General features: G+C 69.6%; 12 protein-coding genes. 5 read left to right on the top strand and 7 right to left on the bottom strand.

The genetic code is table 11. The features are described 5' to 3' along the window. Positions 1-11: 11 nt before the first annotated feature. From LDO54_RS32390 to LDO54_RS32375, 4 genes are all read right to left on the bottom strand, one after another. Positions 12-1283 (bottom strand): multifunctional CCA addition/repair protein, encoded by a 1272-nt coding sequence (locus LDO54_RS32390; protein ID WP_224015801.1) that lies wholly within the window; start codon positions 1281-1283, stop codon positions 12-14. Next, positions 1280-1936, bottom strand: a complete 657-nt coding sequence (locus tag LDO54_RS32385; RefSeq protein WP_224015798.1) for a glutathione S-transferase family protein — start codon at positions 1934-1936, stop codon at positions 1280-1282. Before LDO54_RS32385 ends, LDO54_RS32390 begins: the two co-directional genes overlap by 4 nt. Positions 1937-2017: 81 nt before the next feature. Further along, a complete protein-coding gene (locus tag LDO54_RS32380) occupies positions 2018-2974 on the bottom strand; it encodes a complex I NDUFA9 subunit family protein (protein WP_224015796.1) in 957 nt (318 codons plus the stop codon). A gap of 104 nt (positions 2975-3078) precedes the next feature. Further along, complete coding sequence (locus tag LDO54_RS32375; protein WP_224015794.1) at positions 3079-5052, bottom strand: lytic transglycosylase domain-containing protein; 1974 nt, start codon at positions 5050-5052, stop codon at positions 3079-3081. 20 nt (positions 5053-5072) lie between these two features. Here LDO54_RS32375 and LDO54_RS32370 point away from each other — a divergent pair, with 20 nt between their 5' ends. Beyond that, positions 5073-5747: a 5-formyltetrahydrofolate cyclo-ligase gene (locus LDO54_RS32370; RefSeq protein WP_436975741.1), complete on the top strand. Its 675-nt coding sequence runs from the start codon at positions 5073-5075 to the stop codon at positions 5745-5747. Between the two features lie 71 nt (positions 5748-5818). On the opposite strand, the gene LDO54_RS32365 is transcribed toward LDO54_RS32370, so the two are convergent. After that, positions 5819-6331, bottom strand: coding sequence for a winged helix DNA-binding protein (locus LDO54_RS32365; protein ID WP_224015792.1), 513 nt, complete (start codon positions 6329-6331; stop codon positions 5819-5821). A 209-nt stretch (positions 6332-6540) separates the two neighbouring features. Here LDO54_RS32365 and pxpB point away from each other — a divergent pair, with 209 nt between their 5' ends. From pxpB to pxpA, 3 genes are all read left to right on the top strand, one after another. Continuing rightward, positions 6541-7251, top strand: a complete 711-nt coding sequence (gene pxpB / locus LDO54_RS32360) for a 5-oxoprolinase subunit PxpB (RefSeq protein ID WP_224015887.1) — start codon at positions 6541-6543, stop codon at positions 7249-7251. Beyond that, positions 7248-8321 (top strand): biotin-dependent carboxyltransferase family protein, encoded by a 1074-nt coding sequence (locus LDO54_RS32355; RefSeq protein ID WP_224015789.1) that lies wholly within the window; start codon positions 7248-7250, stop codon positions 8319-8321. Before pxpB ends, LDO54_RS32355 begins: the two co-directional genes overlap by 4 nt. Before the next feature lie 127 nt (positions 8322-8448). Next, positions 8449-9201 (top strand): 5-oxoprolinase subunit PxpA, encoded by a 753-nt coding sequence (gene pxpA / locus LDO54_RS32350; protein ID WP_224015786.1) that lies wholly within the window; start codon positions 8449-8451, stop codon positions 9199-9201. 39 nt (positions 9202-9240) lie between these two features. On the opposite strand, the gene LDO54_RS32345 is transcribed toward pxpA, so the two are convergent. Continuing rightward, entirely contained in the window at positions 9241-10035 is a 795-nt protein-coding gene (locus tag LDO54_RS32345) for a glycosyltransferase family 2 protein (protein ID WP_224015784.1), read from the bottom strand. A 292-nt stretch (positions 10036-10327) separates the two neighbouring features. On the opposite strand from LDO54_RS32345, the gene LDO54_RS32340 reads away from it, so the two are divergent. Beyond that, positions 10328-12556 carry a tetratricopeptide repeat protein gene (locus tag LDO54_RS32340; protein WP_224015782.1) on the top strand — a complete coding sequence of 743 codons (2229 nt, stop codon included), beginning with the start codon at positions 10328-10330 and terminating at the stop codon, positions 12554-12556. Here the strand turns inward: LDO54_RS32340 and LDO54_RS32335 are convergent. Further along, positions 12537-13751, bottom strand: coding sequence for a TraB/GumN family protein (locus LDO54_RS32335; RefSeq protein WP_224015885.1), 1215 nt, complete (start codon positions 13749-13751; stop codon positions 12537-12539). The two genes, LDO54_RS32340 and LDO54_RS32335, sit on opposite strands and share 20 nt — an antisense overlap. Positions 13752-13767 lie beyond the last annotated feature (16 nt).

The following is a 13767-nucleotide window of genomic DNA, read 5'->3' as shown; positions in this document are numbered from 1 at the left end:
TCGATCGAGACTCAAGCCGCCGCGAGCGCGCCCTCCACCGCATCGACGCGCGCGCGGTGCACGGCGTCCTTGATCTTCTCCGCCACGGACGTGCCGCTCTTGCCGTGCGCCTGAACCGCCGCCGTCACCTCCCCGGCGATCTTGCCCGCATCGACGCCACGCGCCGCCACCAGCGCCACGCGCAAGCGCTCGGCCTGCGGATACGGCGCGTTCTCCCAGTTCAGGCGTCCGCGCAGATCCGACTCGCAGGCCTGCAACGCTTCGGCGAAACGCGCGGGCTTGCGCAGCGCGTCGCTGCGCTCGAACAGCCGCACGAGCGCGGCCGCACCCATATCCATCACGCGATGCACGTTGCCATGCTCGCGCGCGACGAGCACCGCGAGATCGCGGCAATCGTTCGGCACGCGCAGCCGGTCGCAGAGCGGCTTGAGCAGATCGACGCTGCGCCCTTCATGGCCGATATGGCGCGGCAACACCTCCTCGGGCGTGGTCGCCTTGCCGAGATCGTGCGTGAGCGCCGCGAAGCGCACCGGCAGCGCGTAGCCCTGCACGGCCGCGTGGTCGATCACCATCATCACGTGCACGCCGGTGTCGACTTCGGGGTGATAGTCGGCGCGCTGCGGCACGCCCCAGAGCGCATCGACTTCGGGCAGCACGCGCGAGAGCGCGCCGCATTCGCGCAGCACTTCGAACATGCGCGACGGCTTCGCTTCCATCAGCCCGCGCGAGACTTCCTGCCAGACGCGTTCGGGCACGAGCGCATCGACCTCGCCCGAATTCACCATCTCGCGCATCAGCGTCATGGTCTCAGGCGCGACGGTGAAATCGGCGAAACGCGCGGCAAAGCGCGCCACGCGCAGGATGCGCACGGGATCTTCGAGAAACGCATCGCTGACATGACGGAACACGCGCGCGCGCAAATCGTTCGCGCCGCCGAACGGATCGACGACCGGCCCGGTCATCACGCCGCCCGGCTGCACCTCGCGCGCCATCGCGTTGATCGTGAGATCGCGCCGCGCGAGATCCTCTTCGAGCGTCACGTCGGGCGCGTAGAAGAACTGGAAGCCGTGATAGCCCGCCGCCGTCTTGCGCTCGGTGCGCGCGAGCGCGTACTCCTCCTGGGTCTGCGGATGCAGAAACACCGGAAAGTCCTTGCCGACGGGACGATAACCCTGCGCGGCCATCTGCTCCGGCGTTGCGCCGACCACGACGTAATCGCGGTCGCGCACCGGCAGGCCGAGCATCTCGTCGCGGATCGCGCCGCCTACGACATAAATCTTCATGCTGCGGAATCGTCGAGTTCGTCGTGGCCGATGCGATGCGTCTCGCGGCGCGCGGCGTCGATCCACGCGGCCACGGCGGGCAGCGCCGTGACGCGTTGCGCGTAGGCGGCGGCCTGCGGCGAAAGCGTCGGCTGGTAGCTGTTGAAGCGCATCACCACGGGCGCGTACATCGCGTCGGCGATGCTGAATTCGCCGAACAGGAACGGGCCGCCGTTCGCGTCGAGGCACGCGTTCCAGAGCGCATCGACGCGCGCGATATCGGCGAGCGCGCCGGGCGTCGCGCCCGCACCCGGCTTGATCGTGCGGATCGACATCGGCATGTGCGTGCGCAGTTCGCCGAAGCCCGAGTGCATTTCAGCACTCACGCTGCGCGCCTGCGCGCGCGTGTTCGCGTCGCGCGGCCACATCGCGTGCTGCGGAAAGCGCTCGGCGAGCGTTTCGGCGATCGCGAGCGAATCCCACACCGCCACGCCTTCGTCGGTGACGAGGCACGGCACCTTGCCCGACGACGAGAACGCCAGAATCGCGTCCTTCGTGCCCGGCTGATCGAGCTCGATCAGCACCTCGTCGAACGGCAGGCCGAAATGCGTCATCAGCACCCAAGGGCGCATCGACCACGACGAGTAGTTCTTGTCTCCGATTACGAGCTTCATGATGACCATCGCAAAAATGTTGAGGGACGCCGCGCTTTTCGCCGTGCCTGGAATCTCGTGCGCCGCGTCCGGCTCGCCGGTTTATCGTCCCGCGCTGGCGCGGAAGATGTTCAGGCGCGAGCGCAGCGAGGCGTCGGCGAGATAGAGCGGCGCGATCGTTTCGATGCTCGCGGGCTCGACACCCAGTTCGGGCGCGAGCGGGCCGCTCAGCACGCTGTCGACTTTCATCGAATCGAGATTGTCGCGCGTGAGCACCGGCTCGCCCGGCGCGAACTCGAACGAGAACGCCTGCAAGCGCGCGAACGCGTCGGGCAGCCGCACGATGCGCGCGTGCTTGCCGATCGCCTCGCCGCAGTACTGCACGAGCTGTTCGAGCGTGTAGACGGTCGGGCCGCCGAGTTCGTAAGTGTGCCCGCTCGCGGCGTCGAGATCGAGCACATTCACGATCGCCTTCGACACGTCGCCGACAAACACCGGTTGAAACTTCGCATCCGGCATGCCCAGCGGGATCATCGGAAAGAGTTTTTGCAGCACGGCGAAACGGTTGAGAAAGCTGTCCTCGGGACCGAACACGACCGACGGGCGGAAGATCGTGGAGGCCAGCGACGCGGACGCGTGCACGGCCTTTTCGCCGTCGCCCTTCGAGCGCAGATACATGCTCGGGCCGCGCGGATCGGCGCCCAGCGCGCTCAGGTGGATGAGCCGGTGCACGCCCTTGCTCTCGCAGGCGGCGACGATCTTGGTGGGTAAATCGACGTGGAGCTTCGCGAAGCCCGCGCCGTAAGGCGTGCCGTGGCCGCCGTTGAGCGTGCCGACGAGATTGATGGCGGCGTCCGCGCCTTCGAGAAAGCCCGCGAGCGCGACGGGATCGCTCACGTCGGTTTCGAGCACGTCGATGGGCAACAGGGTGAGATGGCGGGCGTTGGCGCGGCGCCGGGTGGCCACGCGCACGGTCTTGCCGGCCTCGACGAGCGCATTGACGAGGTGGCTGCCGATGAATCCCGAACCGCCGATGACCGCGATGGCTTGATGTCTCATCTTCGACCTCCTCGTGCAGACGGCGGCGAGGCGTGGGGAGGTCCGCGGGAGACGGCTGGCGAGGCGGCGCGGCCCGCGTGCGAGCGGAACGCGCCGCGTGGCGCTTACGGCGAAATGTAGCCGAGACGCGCCTTCAGCGATTGCGGACGGCCCTCGAACAGCGCCGCATAGTAGACCGTGTTGGACAACACGTTTTTCACGTAATCGCGGGTTTCCTGGAACGGAATGGTTTCCGCGAAGATGGCGCCTTCGACGCCGCCCTGCAAGGTGGAACGCCACTGGCGCGGGCGTCCCGGTCCCGCGTTGTAGCCCGCGGTGGCGAGCACGGCGGAACCGTCGAACTGATTGTAAATCATCGACAAATAGTTCGTTCCGAGCAGGATATTGGTGTCCAGGTCGTCGAGCTGATCGCGCGAAAGCGGACCGATGCCGATCTTCTTCGCGACCATCTGCGCCGTGGCGGGCATGATCTGCATCAGGCCGCTCGCGCCCACGCCCGACTTCGCGTTGAGGATGAAGCGCGATTCCTGACGGATCAAACCGTAGGCCCATTCGACGTCGAGGCCATTGGTCTGCGCGTCGCGCTCCACCACGTCGCGGAACGGCGCGAGGTAGCGCAGCGAGAAGTCGTGCTCGCTTTGCGTGCGGTCGGCCGTGTTCACCGTGCGGTCGAGCAGCTGGATGCGTTTCGCGTATTCGGCGGCCGCGAGCAGCTGACGGTCGTTCATGCCGCGCAGCGGCCAGTTCCATTCGCGGTTGCCTTCGAGACGCAGATTCAGCGCGTAGAAACGCTGCGCGAGCGCGAAGCCCGGCGTCTGGCCGGCCTGCGCGACTTCGGCGTCGCTGACCGTGGTCTTCGGCGGAATGGTGATCTTCTGGCCGAGTTCCTCGGTGGCGAGCTGGCCGTAGAAGTTATAGCCCTGCGAGATCGAGGCGAATTCCTGGCTCGCCTGACCGGTCTCGCCCGCCTGCTTGAGCGCGCGCGCGTGCCAGTAGACCCACGACGGCTGCGCGCGCAGCGCGGCCGGCATCTGCTCGATCGACCAGCGCACCATGGTCCAGTCGCCGCCGAGCAGCGCGGCGCGCGTGCGCCATTCGTAAGCTGGGCTCGAAAGCGGCGCGTTGGCGGAAAGGCGATACCAGTCGAGCGCGCCCGGCATGCGCTTGAGCGCCGCTTGATAGCCGATCGTGCCCCAGCCGATCGCCCGCTCGGGCGAGGTGAGCGAGGGCGCGACGGCCGCGTAGGTGGCGGCGGTCATGGCCGGATCGTTGCGCGCCATCACCGTGACGGCGAGCAGCGCGAGCTGATGCGATTGCGGGTCGGCGCCGACACCGCGTGCGAGCGTGAGCGGCGGCGTGCTGATCGCCTGGCTGAACGCCGTGGGGTCGGGACGCTGCGCGAGCGCGTCGAGCAGCTTCGAGCCGGTGGTGGTCTGGTTCTGCTCGTAGGCGAGGCGGATCTGCTGCCAGACGTCGTCGGTCGAGAACTGGTTCTTGATGGCGAGCGCGGTGATGAGGTCGACGCAGCCGTCGCCGTAATAGCGCGGCTCGGTGAGCAGCGCGCGCGCGTCGTCGGCGACGTTCTCGCCGCGTGCCGCGCGCGACTCCAGCGCGTAGCACTTCACCTGCGTGTCGTCGTTGAGGACGAAGCGCGGGTATTGCTTGTCGAAGTTCGCCCAGTCGTGACGCGCGCCCAGCACGAGCAGATAGTCGTTGCGCATGCGGTCGCCGATGGCCTCGCCGTCGTGGCGTTGCAGGAACGACAGCACGGGCGCGTCGGGCGCGTCCACGCGCGCGTGGCCCTGCGAATCGAACAACTGCGGCTTGAGCTGGAAGTACTCGAGATACGACGGCGCCGGATAGTCCGGGATCATCGCGGCGAGTTGCGCGGCGCGCGCCGGATCGTTGTTGCGCGCGGCTTCGCGAAGCTGGATGAAAGTCTGGTCGTCGGGCGTGAGAGTCGCCCCGATGGGCAGGGCGACGGGCCGCACGGCGTCGGCCGTGCTGCACGCGACGAGTGCCGCGGCGGTCAGTGCGAGACCGACCACGCGATATACTCGAACAAGGCGTTTGGACATCGTTATTTCTGGAGCGCGAGGTGAACCCAAGCATAGCACGCAAGCCCCTTGCGGAAGCCAAAAAGGACTGGCGCCTAAAGCTGCGCGCAGCACGCCTGGCGGCGTCTTCGGACGCCACTGTAAGCGTTGCTCTGACGGGGCATCTCGATGCGCTGATTGCGCGTCTCGCGCCGCGTTCGATCGGCTTTTACTGGCCGCTGTCGGGCGAGTTCGACGCGCGCACGTGGATCGCCACGTGGCTCGCCGCCGGCACCTCGCGAAGCGCTGCGCTGCCCGCGATTCCCGAGCGCCACACGCCGCTGCATTTCTACGCCTGGACGCCGGACGCGCCGATGCGCGAAGGGCATCACGGCATCCCCGAACCGGCGCAGCCGCTCGCCGTCGTGCCCGACCTGCTGCTGGTGCCGTGCGTGGGCTTCGACCGCGCGGGTTATCGGCTCGGCTATGGCGGCGGCTATTACGACCGCACGCTCGCCGCGTGGCCCGGCGCGCAGCCGCCGTACACCGTGGGCCTCGCGTACGAAGCGTGCCGCATCGACGACGGCGTGCTCGAACCGGAAGCGCACGATCTGCCGCTCGACGCCGTGGTCACCGAAACGGGCGCGCATCTCGCGCATCGCGGCGAGCATCACGGCGAGAATGACGACGCGAATCACGACGCGCAACGGGTGGCGCGTCGGGTCGCCGAAGGCTGAAACCAGCGCGCATCGTTCCCGTCGCCGCGATCGTCCTGATCGCCGGGCTATCGACTCATCGACTCATCGGCTCAAAGCGAAGCCGCCGCGCGCGCCGCCGTGTCGTAGAGCCCGGACGCGTTGCGCATCAGCTGCGCGGCATCGCCGATCTGCGCGTTGGACAGGCCGCTTTCCTTGAGCGTGGCGATCAGGCAGCTCTCGCGCACGTCGCGATAACGCAGGCACAGCTCGCGCCCCGCGGGCGTCACCGCGAAGAACACTTCCTTGCCGCTCTTCTCGCTCGCCACGTAGCCGCGCGCGACGAGCTTCTTCAGCGCATAGGTGGCGACGTGCGTATCCTCGATATTGAGCACGAAGCAGATATCGGCGAGCTTCTTGCGCCGGTCGCGATGGCCGACGTGATGCAGCAGCGACACCTCGATCGGCGTCATATCCTTGGCCCCGGCCGCCGACATGCAGCGCACCATCCAGCGGCTGAACGCGTTGCTGGCCATGATGAGCGCGTACTCGAGTTCGGAGAGTTCGGCGCTCGTCGCGGAAACGAGATGTTCGGACGAAACGATCCTGGTCGGCTGGCGCGGCATGGCGGGTGTCCCGGCGTGACAGTGGTGGCGCCAGTGTAGAGGCGGTCCGTGCGCGACGCGCCTGGCACAAACGCTTGTTGAGAATTTGTCGATAATTTATCGAGAATGTAACCTGACAAAAACGGCCGCCGGGCGCGGCCCGCTTCTCTCGCGCCCGGCCTCGCGCCGACGCGCGGCCGCTTCGCCCTCCACTTCCCGACACCATGCGCATACCCGTTCCACGCATCTACTTTCTCGGCGACGAGGCGCTCGTCTGCGAAGCGCCGCCGCCCGCCACGCTGGAAGTTCAGCGCCGCATCTGGGCCGTGGCCGCGCAGGCGCGCGGCTGGGCCGCCGTGCGCGAAGTCGTGCCCGGCATGAACAACCTGACGATCGCCTTCGATGCGCTCGACGCCGATGCCGCCGCGCTCGCCGCCGCGCTCGAAGCCGCGTGGCGCGCCGCCGACAGCGCCGACAGCGCCGACGAAACCGCCAACGACAGCGCCGACAGCCACGGCGCCGCTCACGCGCAGCCCGAAGGCCGCGACGTCGAGATTCCGGTGAGCTACGGCGGCGCGGCGGGCCCCGATCTCGTCGAGGTCGCGCGCCATACGGGCCTCGCGCCCGAAGAGGTCGCGCGGCGTCACGCGGCGGGCGTCTACACGGTGTTCTTTCTCGGCTTCCAGCCGGGCTTCGCCTATCTCGGCGGCCTCGACGCGGCGCTGCACACGCCGCGCCGCGCCGAACCGCGTCTGGCCGTGCCCGCCGGTTCGGTCGGCATCGGCGGCGAGCAGACCGGCATCTATCCGGCGCAATCGCCCGGCGGCTGGCAACTGATCGGCCGCACCGCGCTCGCGCTGTTCGATCCCGCGCGCCAGCCGCCCACGCTGCTGCTGCCCGGCGACCGCGTGCGTTTCACGATCGCGGAGGTCCTCGCATGATCGAAGTCCTGCGCGCGGGCCGTCTCACCACGGTCCAGGATCTCGGCCGCCCCGGCTACCGCCATCTGGGCGTCGCGACGGGCGGCGCACTCGACACGCTCGCGCTCGAAGTGGGCAACCGGCTGGTCGGCAACCGCCCCGACGCGGCGGGGCTCGAAATCACCTTCGGCCCGGTCGCGCTGCGCTTCGCACGCGCCACGCGCGTCGCCATCACCGGCACCGACTTCGGCGCGACGCTCGGCGACAAGCCCGTCTGGTCGTGGTGGAGCCTGCCGGTCGCGGCGGGCGAAACGCTCGTGCTGAACGGCGCGAAACGCGGCATGCGCGCGTATGTGTGCGTGGCGGGCGGCATCGACGTGCTGCCGATGCTCGGCTCGCGCAGCACCGACCTCGCCGCCGGTTTCGGCGGCCTCGCGGGCCGCGCGCTCAAGGACGGCGACCGGCTCGCCTCGGGCGCCTCGTTCGCGCCGGGCGGCGAGCGCGCCTCGCTCGGCCCCGACGCGCCGCCGTTCGGTGTGAAGGCGCCGACGCTGTGCAACTTCGTTCACGTGGACGAACCGCATCACCGGCGCGGCCGCCATCCCGACGGCGTGCTCTGGGCCGTGCCCGTGCGCGTGCTGCCCGGCCCCGAATACGCGAGCTTCGCGCCCGAGTCGCAGCGCGCGTTCTGGTCCGACGAATGGCAGGTGACGCCCAACAGCAACCGCATGGGCTACCGGCTCGACGGCACGCCGCTCGCGCGCGCCGCGCCCGACGCGGGCGGCGCCCTGCTCTCGCACGCCGTGCTGCCCGGCACGATCCAGGTGCCGCCCAACGGCCAGCCCATCGTGCTGATGAGCGACGCGCAGACCACGGGCGGCTATCCGCGGATCGGCGCCGTGATCCGCGCCGATTTGTGGAAGCTCGCGCAGGTGCGGCTGACGGCGGGCGTGCGCTTCGTCGAGGCGACGCCTGCGGTGGCGCGCCACGCGCTCGAAGAGGCGCGCGCGTATCTGCGCCAGATCGACGCCGCCATCGGCATGCAGGAAGAACGCTACGCGAGCCGCAAGCGCGCGGCGGCGGGGAGTTGAGGCGCGCAGCGATATCGGCACGACCTGGCATCACGCGGTAACCGGCAATAACACGCAACACCACGCAACACAGGCAACGACACGCCCGCGCGCGACGCGGACGTGAGGCAACACGGAGAGAACCACCATGACGACCATCGATCTGAACGCCGACCTCGGCGAAGGCTGCGGCGCCGACGAGGCGCTGCTCGACCTCGTAAGCTCGGCCAATATCGCGTGCGGCTGGCACGCGGGCGGCGCCAACGCCATGCGCGAATGCGTGCGCTGGGCCGTGGAGAAAGGCGTGTCGATCGGCGCGCACCCGAGCTTCAACGATCCCGAGAACTTCGGCCGCAAGGAAATGGATCTGCCCGCCGAGGAGATCTACGCGGGCGTGCTGTATCAGCTCGGCGCGCTGTCGGCGATTGCGCAGGTCGAAGGCGGCCGCATCGCGCACGTCAAGCCGCATGGCGCGCTCTATAACCAGGCCGCGCGCGACGCGAAGATCGCCGACGCGATCGTCTCCGCCGTGCACGACTTCGATCCGTCGGTGACGGTGTTCGCGCTCGCGGGCAGCGGGCTGGTGGCGGCCGCGCGGGAAACGGGCCTCGTGGCGGTCGAGGAAGTGTTCGCCGACCGCGGCTATCGCGCCGACGGCTCGCTCGTGCCGCGCAGCGAGCCGGGCGCCCTGCTCGACGACCAGGACGCCGTGCTCGCGCGCACGCTCGCGATGATCCGCGAACAGCGCGTGCAGGCCGTCGACGGCGCGTGGGTGCCGCTCAACGCGCAGACCATCTGCCTGCACGGCGACGGGCCGCACGCGCTCGAATTCGCGCGGCGCATCCGCGCGGCGCTCGACGAGGCGGGCATCGGCGTGCGCGCGGCGGGCGCACACGCCTGAGCCGCCACGACGCCAGAACATCGCGACATCGCGACGCCGCTACGGCAGCGTCGCGACGAAGCGCGTGAAATCGGGAAAATGCCGCGCCACCAGCGCGTCGGGCAGCAGGAACTGCGGAAAGCTCATCGACGTGTTGTACGCATGCAGCACGTGCAGACACAGGCCGGCGTCGTCGGCGAGCAGGGCGAACTTCGCGCCGCGCGCGAGCGCGGCCTGCGCGAACAGGGCGTCCTCGTTGAACGAACACGGCTCGAACGGCGCCGCTTCCCAGACCGGCTTGCGATACACATAGCTGAAGCCGTAGCCGAGCTGGTTGTCGGCGAACGCGCGGTGCTCGTCGGGAAAGTTGAGCGCCGCCATCGGCTGCGCGCTCCACTTGAAATGCAGCCCGCTTTTCTTCAGCAGATCCCACCAGCCGTAGCAGCCGTACACGCGGCTGTAGAGAAAGAACGCGCCGAGCTTCACGAAATCGGCGTCCTGCGCGCGCATCTGGCCGAGCATCGTGCGCAGATAGTGCGGCGCGTAGTACTCGTCGTCGTCGAAATGGGCGATGACGTCGGCGCGCGCGAGCTGCACCGCGAGATTGCGCTTCTCGCCGATGCTCATGCGCCGAGGCAGATGCCGATAGACGACGCGCGCATCGTCGAGCTGCTGGAGGAAAGCGCTCGGCGTGTCGCTGTCGTCGATCACGATCCATTCGCAGCCGCTGTCGTGCCCGAGATCCTGCTGCGCGAACTGGCGATACGCGAACGGCAGCATGGCCTCGCGCGCCCACGTGGGCGTGATGACGCTGACGAGCGGCGCGGTGCGCCCGGCGTCCGAAAGAGTCGACATGATGGGCTCTCCGCAGTTGAAAGGCTCATCGTAGGGGCGCGGCTGCGGCGTCGATATCGGATTCCGACGAAAGCATGGGCGGGCGTTTGATCCAGATTCGCTCCTGAATCGCACTCGAACCGATCGCGATGTGCCCCCGGGCAGCGACGATTTTTGACGGTTCGCCGCGTCGGTTTGGGAATTTTCTGATCGTCGCAACGGGGTCGGACCGCTAACTTGTTCGGTTCCTCCCTTCAAGTTCACGGTTCGTCCACGGGTTCGCGCCGCCGTGGCCACGCCGCCCCTATTTCCCATGCTCCCGCCCGATCCCGACGCCTGGCCGTCCGCCCACGCCCACGATGCTGCTCCGCAAGCCTCCGCCGCCGCGCCGCCGCATCCCGACGCTCATGCCGACGCACATGCCGACGCACGTGCCGATACCCGCCTCGCCGCCGCGCTCGACGCGCACCGCGCCGGGCATCTCGACACCGCACAGTCGCTCTACATGGCGCTCGTCGCGCAAGACGCCACGCACGCGGCGGCGCTGCATTACTGGGGCGTCGCGCGTCATCAACTCGGCGACCATCGCGGCGCGCTGCTGCTGATGGACCGCGCGCTCGCCTGCGCCAGCGGCGACGCGATCTGCTGGAGCGTTCGCGCGCTCGCGGCACGCGCGCTGGGCGAGACCGCCGAGGCCGTGCGCAGCCTGCACGAGGCGCTGCGGCTCGAACCGTCGTTCGCCGAGGCGCACAGTCATCTCGCGCTCGCGCTGCGCGATCAGGGCGATCTCGCGGGCGCGGTCGAACATGGCCGTGCCGCGCTCGCGCTCGCGCCGCACTACACCGACGCCCACGTGAATCTCGGCAGCACGCTCGCCGCGCTCGGCCGCCACGGCGAGGCGCTCGCCTGCTATCGCGCGGCGCTGGCGCTCGCGCCCGGCGACGCGGGCATCCACTTCAACCTGGCCAACGCCCTGAACGCGCACGGCGACGAACAGGCGGCCGTCGCCAGTTTTCTGCGCGCGCTCGAACTCGATCCGGCTTACGCGGCGGCGTGGGTGAACCTCGGCACGCTGCTCGGGCGCACGGGCGACTACCGCAGCGCCGAGAAGTGCTATCGCCATGCGGTGGCGCTGGCGCCGAATCCGGCCAACCTCGTCTGCCTCGGCTCGGCGCTGGGCGCGCAGGGCCGCAACGACGAGGAGGAGCCGTACTATCTGCGCGCGCTGGAACTCGACCCCGACCACGCCGACGCGCAGCAGAACCTCGTCTGGCTCAAGCTCAAGCGCGGCGAGTACCGCGAGGGCTGGGCGTCCTATGCGCGACGCTGGCGCGCCGCCGACTACGCGCTGTTCGACGTCGAGGGCATGCCCGAATGGCGCGGCGAGCCGCTGGCGGGCAAGCGCGTGCTGCTGGTCCACGAACAGGGTTTCGGCGACCAGATCCAGTTCGTGCGCTACGCCGCCGAGATCGCCGCGCGCGGCGCGAGCGTGGACGTCTGCGTGCCGCGCGCGCTGGTGTGGCTCGCACAGTCGGTGCCGGGCGTGCATCGCGCGTGGTCGGGCGCGCCGTCGGGCGGCTACGACTACTGGATCTACATGATGAGCGTGCCGCCCGTGGTCGGCACGACGCTCGAAACGATTCCGGCCACGGTGCCGTATCTGTTCGCGCGCGAGACGGAGATCGCGGCGTGGCAACCGCGCGTGCTGGCGGCCATGCAGGCCGATCTCGCGCGGCGCGCGGGCGGGGCCATGCCCGCGCAGAAGGGAAAGGCCGCCACGGCGCGCAAGCCCGCCGGGCATCGCTGCGTCGGGCTCGTCTGGGCGGGCAATCCCGACTTCTACAACGACCGCAACCGCTCGGTGCCGCTCGCCGCGCTGCGTGAGTGGTTCGCGCTGGAGCGCATCAGCTGGTTCTCGCTACAGAAGGGCGAGGCGGCGCGCGCCCAACTCGCCGATGCCACCGATCTCACCGATGCCGGGGCGCAGGTCGTGATCCACGATTTCAGCGCCGATCTGCACGATTTCGCCGATACGGCGGCGCTCATCATGAATCTCGATCTCGTGATCGCCGTGGATACGTCGATCGCGCATCTGGCGGGCGCGCTCGGCAAGCCGGTCTGGGTGCTGGTGCCCGCGAACGGCGAGTGGCGCTGGCTCGAACATCGCGCCGATTCGCCGTGGTATCCCACGGCGCGGCTGTTCCGCCAGCGTGAGGTGGGCGACTGGCGCGACGCCATCGACGAGGTCCGCGACGCGCTCGCCGCCGCGCCGTCGGCGCGCACGCGGGTGGGCGCGAAGACGCGGGCGGCCGCGCCGAAACTGGAACCGGAGATCGCGGAGAAAGCGCCCGCCGCCACGCCGCCGAAGCCGCGGAGAAAATCGAAGCGCGTGCGCCCCGCCCTCAGCGAAACCGACGACGCGCGCGAAACGACGGCATCGCCCGATCTCGTCGACCAGATGGACCGAGCGGACGACGCAGACAAAGTGGACAAGGCCGACGCTCCACCCCGCCCGCCAAAACTCAACCCGGATCGACCGTGAAACCGCGCTGGCGCAGCAACTGCAGCACCCCTTTGCGCCCGCCCAGATGCAGCGCGCCGATCGCCACGAACAGCGGCTTGTTCGGCGCCGCGTACTGCTGCATGCGCACGACGAAGCGCCGGTTGCGCTCGTAGACGATGCGGTTGTCCACCGACGCCGCCACGCGCCAGTCGTGCGAGAGCTTTTCGGTACGCGCGGCTTCCCAGGCGGCGATGGCATCGGCATCGCCCACGCGCCAGAGGCGCAGCAGCGTCTGCACGTCGGCCACGTTCTGCGCGGGCGTCTGCGCGAGATCCTGCGCCAGCATTTCGCGCTGCTGCGCGAGGTTCAGGTTCGTGAACGCGCGCATCTGCTCGGACAGCGTCTCCAGCCCGACGATGCGCCGCCCCTTCAGGCGCAGGAACACGTTCTGCAATTGCGCCTCGGTGCCGTACTCGGTTTGCAGGCCCGCGCTCAGCGAATCGTAGGTTTCCACCAGCAGCGAGGCGAGCCACGGCTTCATCTTGCGCATCTCGGCGAGCGCCTCGGGATTGCCGCGCATGCGCGCCGCCAGCTTCATCCACAGCGGCTCGGGCAGCAGTTGTTCGAGACAGGGTTTGCGGCAGACGCCGTATTTCGAGACGTCGTCCTGCGAGACCAGCAGATCGTCGGGAGACAGCTCCAGCGCGAGTGTCGGCGAGGCGTTGAGCGCCGCGAGAATGGGCGCGCGAAACGGCTGGCCGGGCGGATAGTCGACCGGATCGCCCACGTGGAGCGTGCCGAGCAGATAGATGGTGGTGGTGCCGCGCGTGGCGACATAGAACGGCATGCGCGCGGGCCGGGTGCGCACCGGGCCGCCGGCGGTGGTGCCCGAGGCGTAGCTGGGCACGGCGGGCGGCGAATGGAAGCCGGGCAGGCCGCCGCCCGAAGGCAGGCGCGAGCCGGACGTGGCCGGAATACCCGGAACAGGCGGACGCGCGCTAGGCGTATTGGCGGCGGCGCCCGCCGCGAGCGCGTCGCCCGCGTAAGTGCCGAGCACGATCGCCAACGCCAGCGCCGCGCCCATCGCCGCACGCGCGAGACCCCGCCAGGGCGCGCGCAGCCCGGACATCGGACCCGCACCCCACCACTCCGAGCGAAAAACCATCCGCAAACCCGCGCGAGCCCTCCTCGCCAGCCACTGCGCGCGCACCTGCCAGCGCGCGCGCGTCGTCATCGACATGGCGGAGCAG

Source organism: Paraburkholderia tropica, from assembly GCF_914484835.1.
Classification (GTDB): Bacteria; Pseudomonadota; Gammaproteobacteria; order Burkholderiales; family Burkholderiaceae; genus Paraburkholderia; species Paraburkholderia tropica_A.
The sequence above is the reverse complement of the archived record's forward strand: the minus strand, read 5'-3'. Positions and strand labels throughout refer to the sequence as shown.

Excerpts from the sequence above, each read along its gene's own strand:
- LDO54_RS32390 (WP_224015801.1), bottom strand. The coding sequence starts at position 1,283 with ATGAAGATTTATGTCGTAGGCGGCGCGATCCGCGACGAGATGCTCGGC.
- LDO54_RS32385 (WP_224015798.1), bottom strand. The coding sequence starts at position 1,936 with ATGAAGCTCGTAATCGGAGACAAGAACTACTCGTCGTGGTCGATGCGC.
- LDO54_RS32380 (WP_224015796.1), bottom strand. The coding sequence starts at position 2,974 with ATGAGACATCAAGCCATCGCGGTCATCGGCGGTTCGGGATTCATCGGC.
- LDO54_RS32375 (WP_224015794.1), bottom strand. The coding sequence starts at position 5,052 with ATGTCCAAACGCCTTGTTCGAGTATATCGCGTGGTCGGTCTCGCACTG.
- LDO54_RS32365 (WP_224015792.1), bottom strand. The coding sequence starts at position 6,331 with ATGCCGCGCCAGCCGACCAGGATCGTTTCGTCCGAACATCTCGTTTCC.
- LDO54_RS32355 (WP_224015789.1), top strand. The coding sequence starts at position 7,248 with ATGATCGAAGTCCTGCGCGCGGGCCGTCTCACCACGGTCCAGGATCTC.
- pxpA (WP_224015786.1), top strand. The coding sequence starts at position 8,449 with ATGACGACCATCGATCTGAACGCCGACCTCGGCGAAGGCTGCGGCGCC.
- LDO54_RS32345 (WP_224015784.1), bottom strand. The coding sequence starts at position 10,035 with ATGTCGACTCTTTCGGACGCCGGGCGCACCGCGCCGCTCGTCAGCGTC.
- LDO54_RS32340 (WP_224015782.1), top strand. The coding sequence starts at position 10,328 with ATGCTCCCGCCCGATCCCGACGCCTGGCCGTCCGCCCACGCCCACGAT.
- LDO54_RS32335 (WP_224015885.1), bottom strand. The coding sequence starts at position 13,751 with ATGACGACGCGCGCGCGCTGGCAGGTGCGCGCGCAGTGGCTGGCGAGG.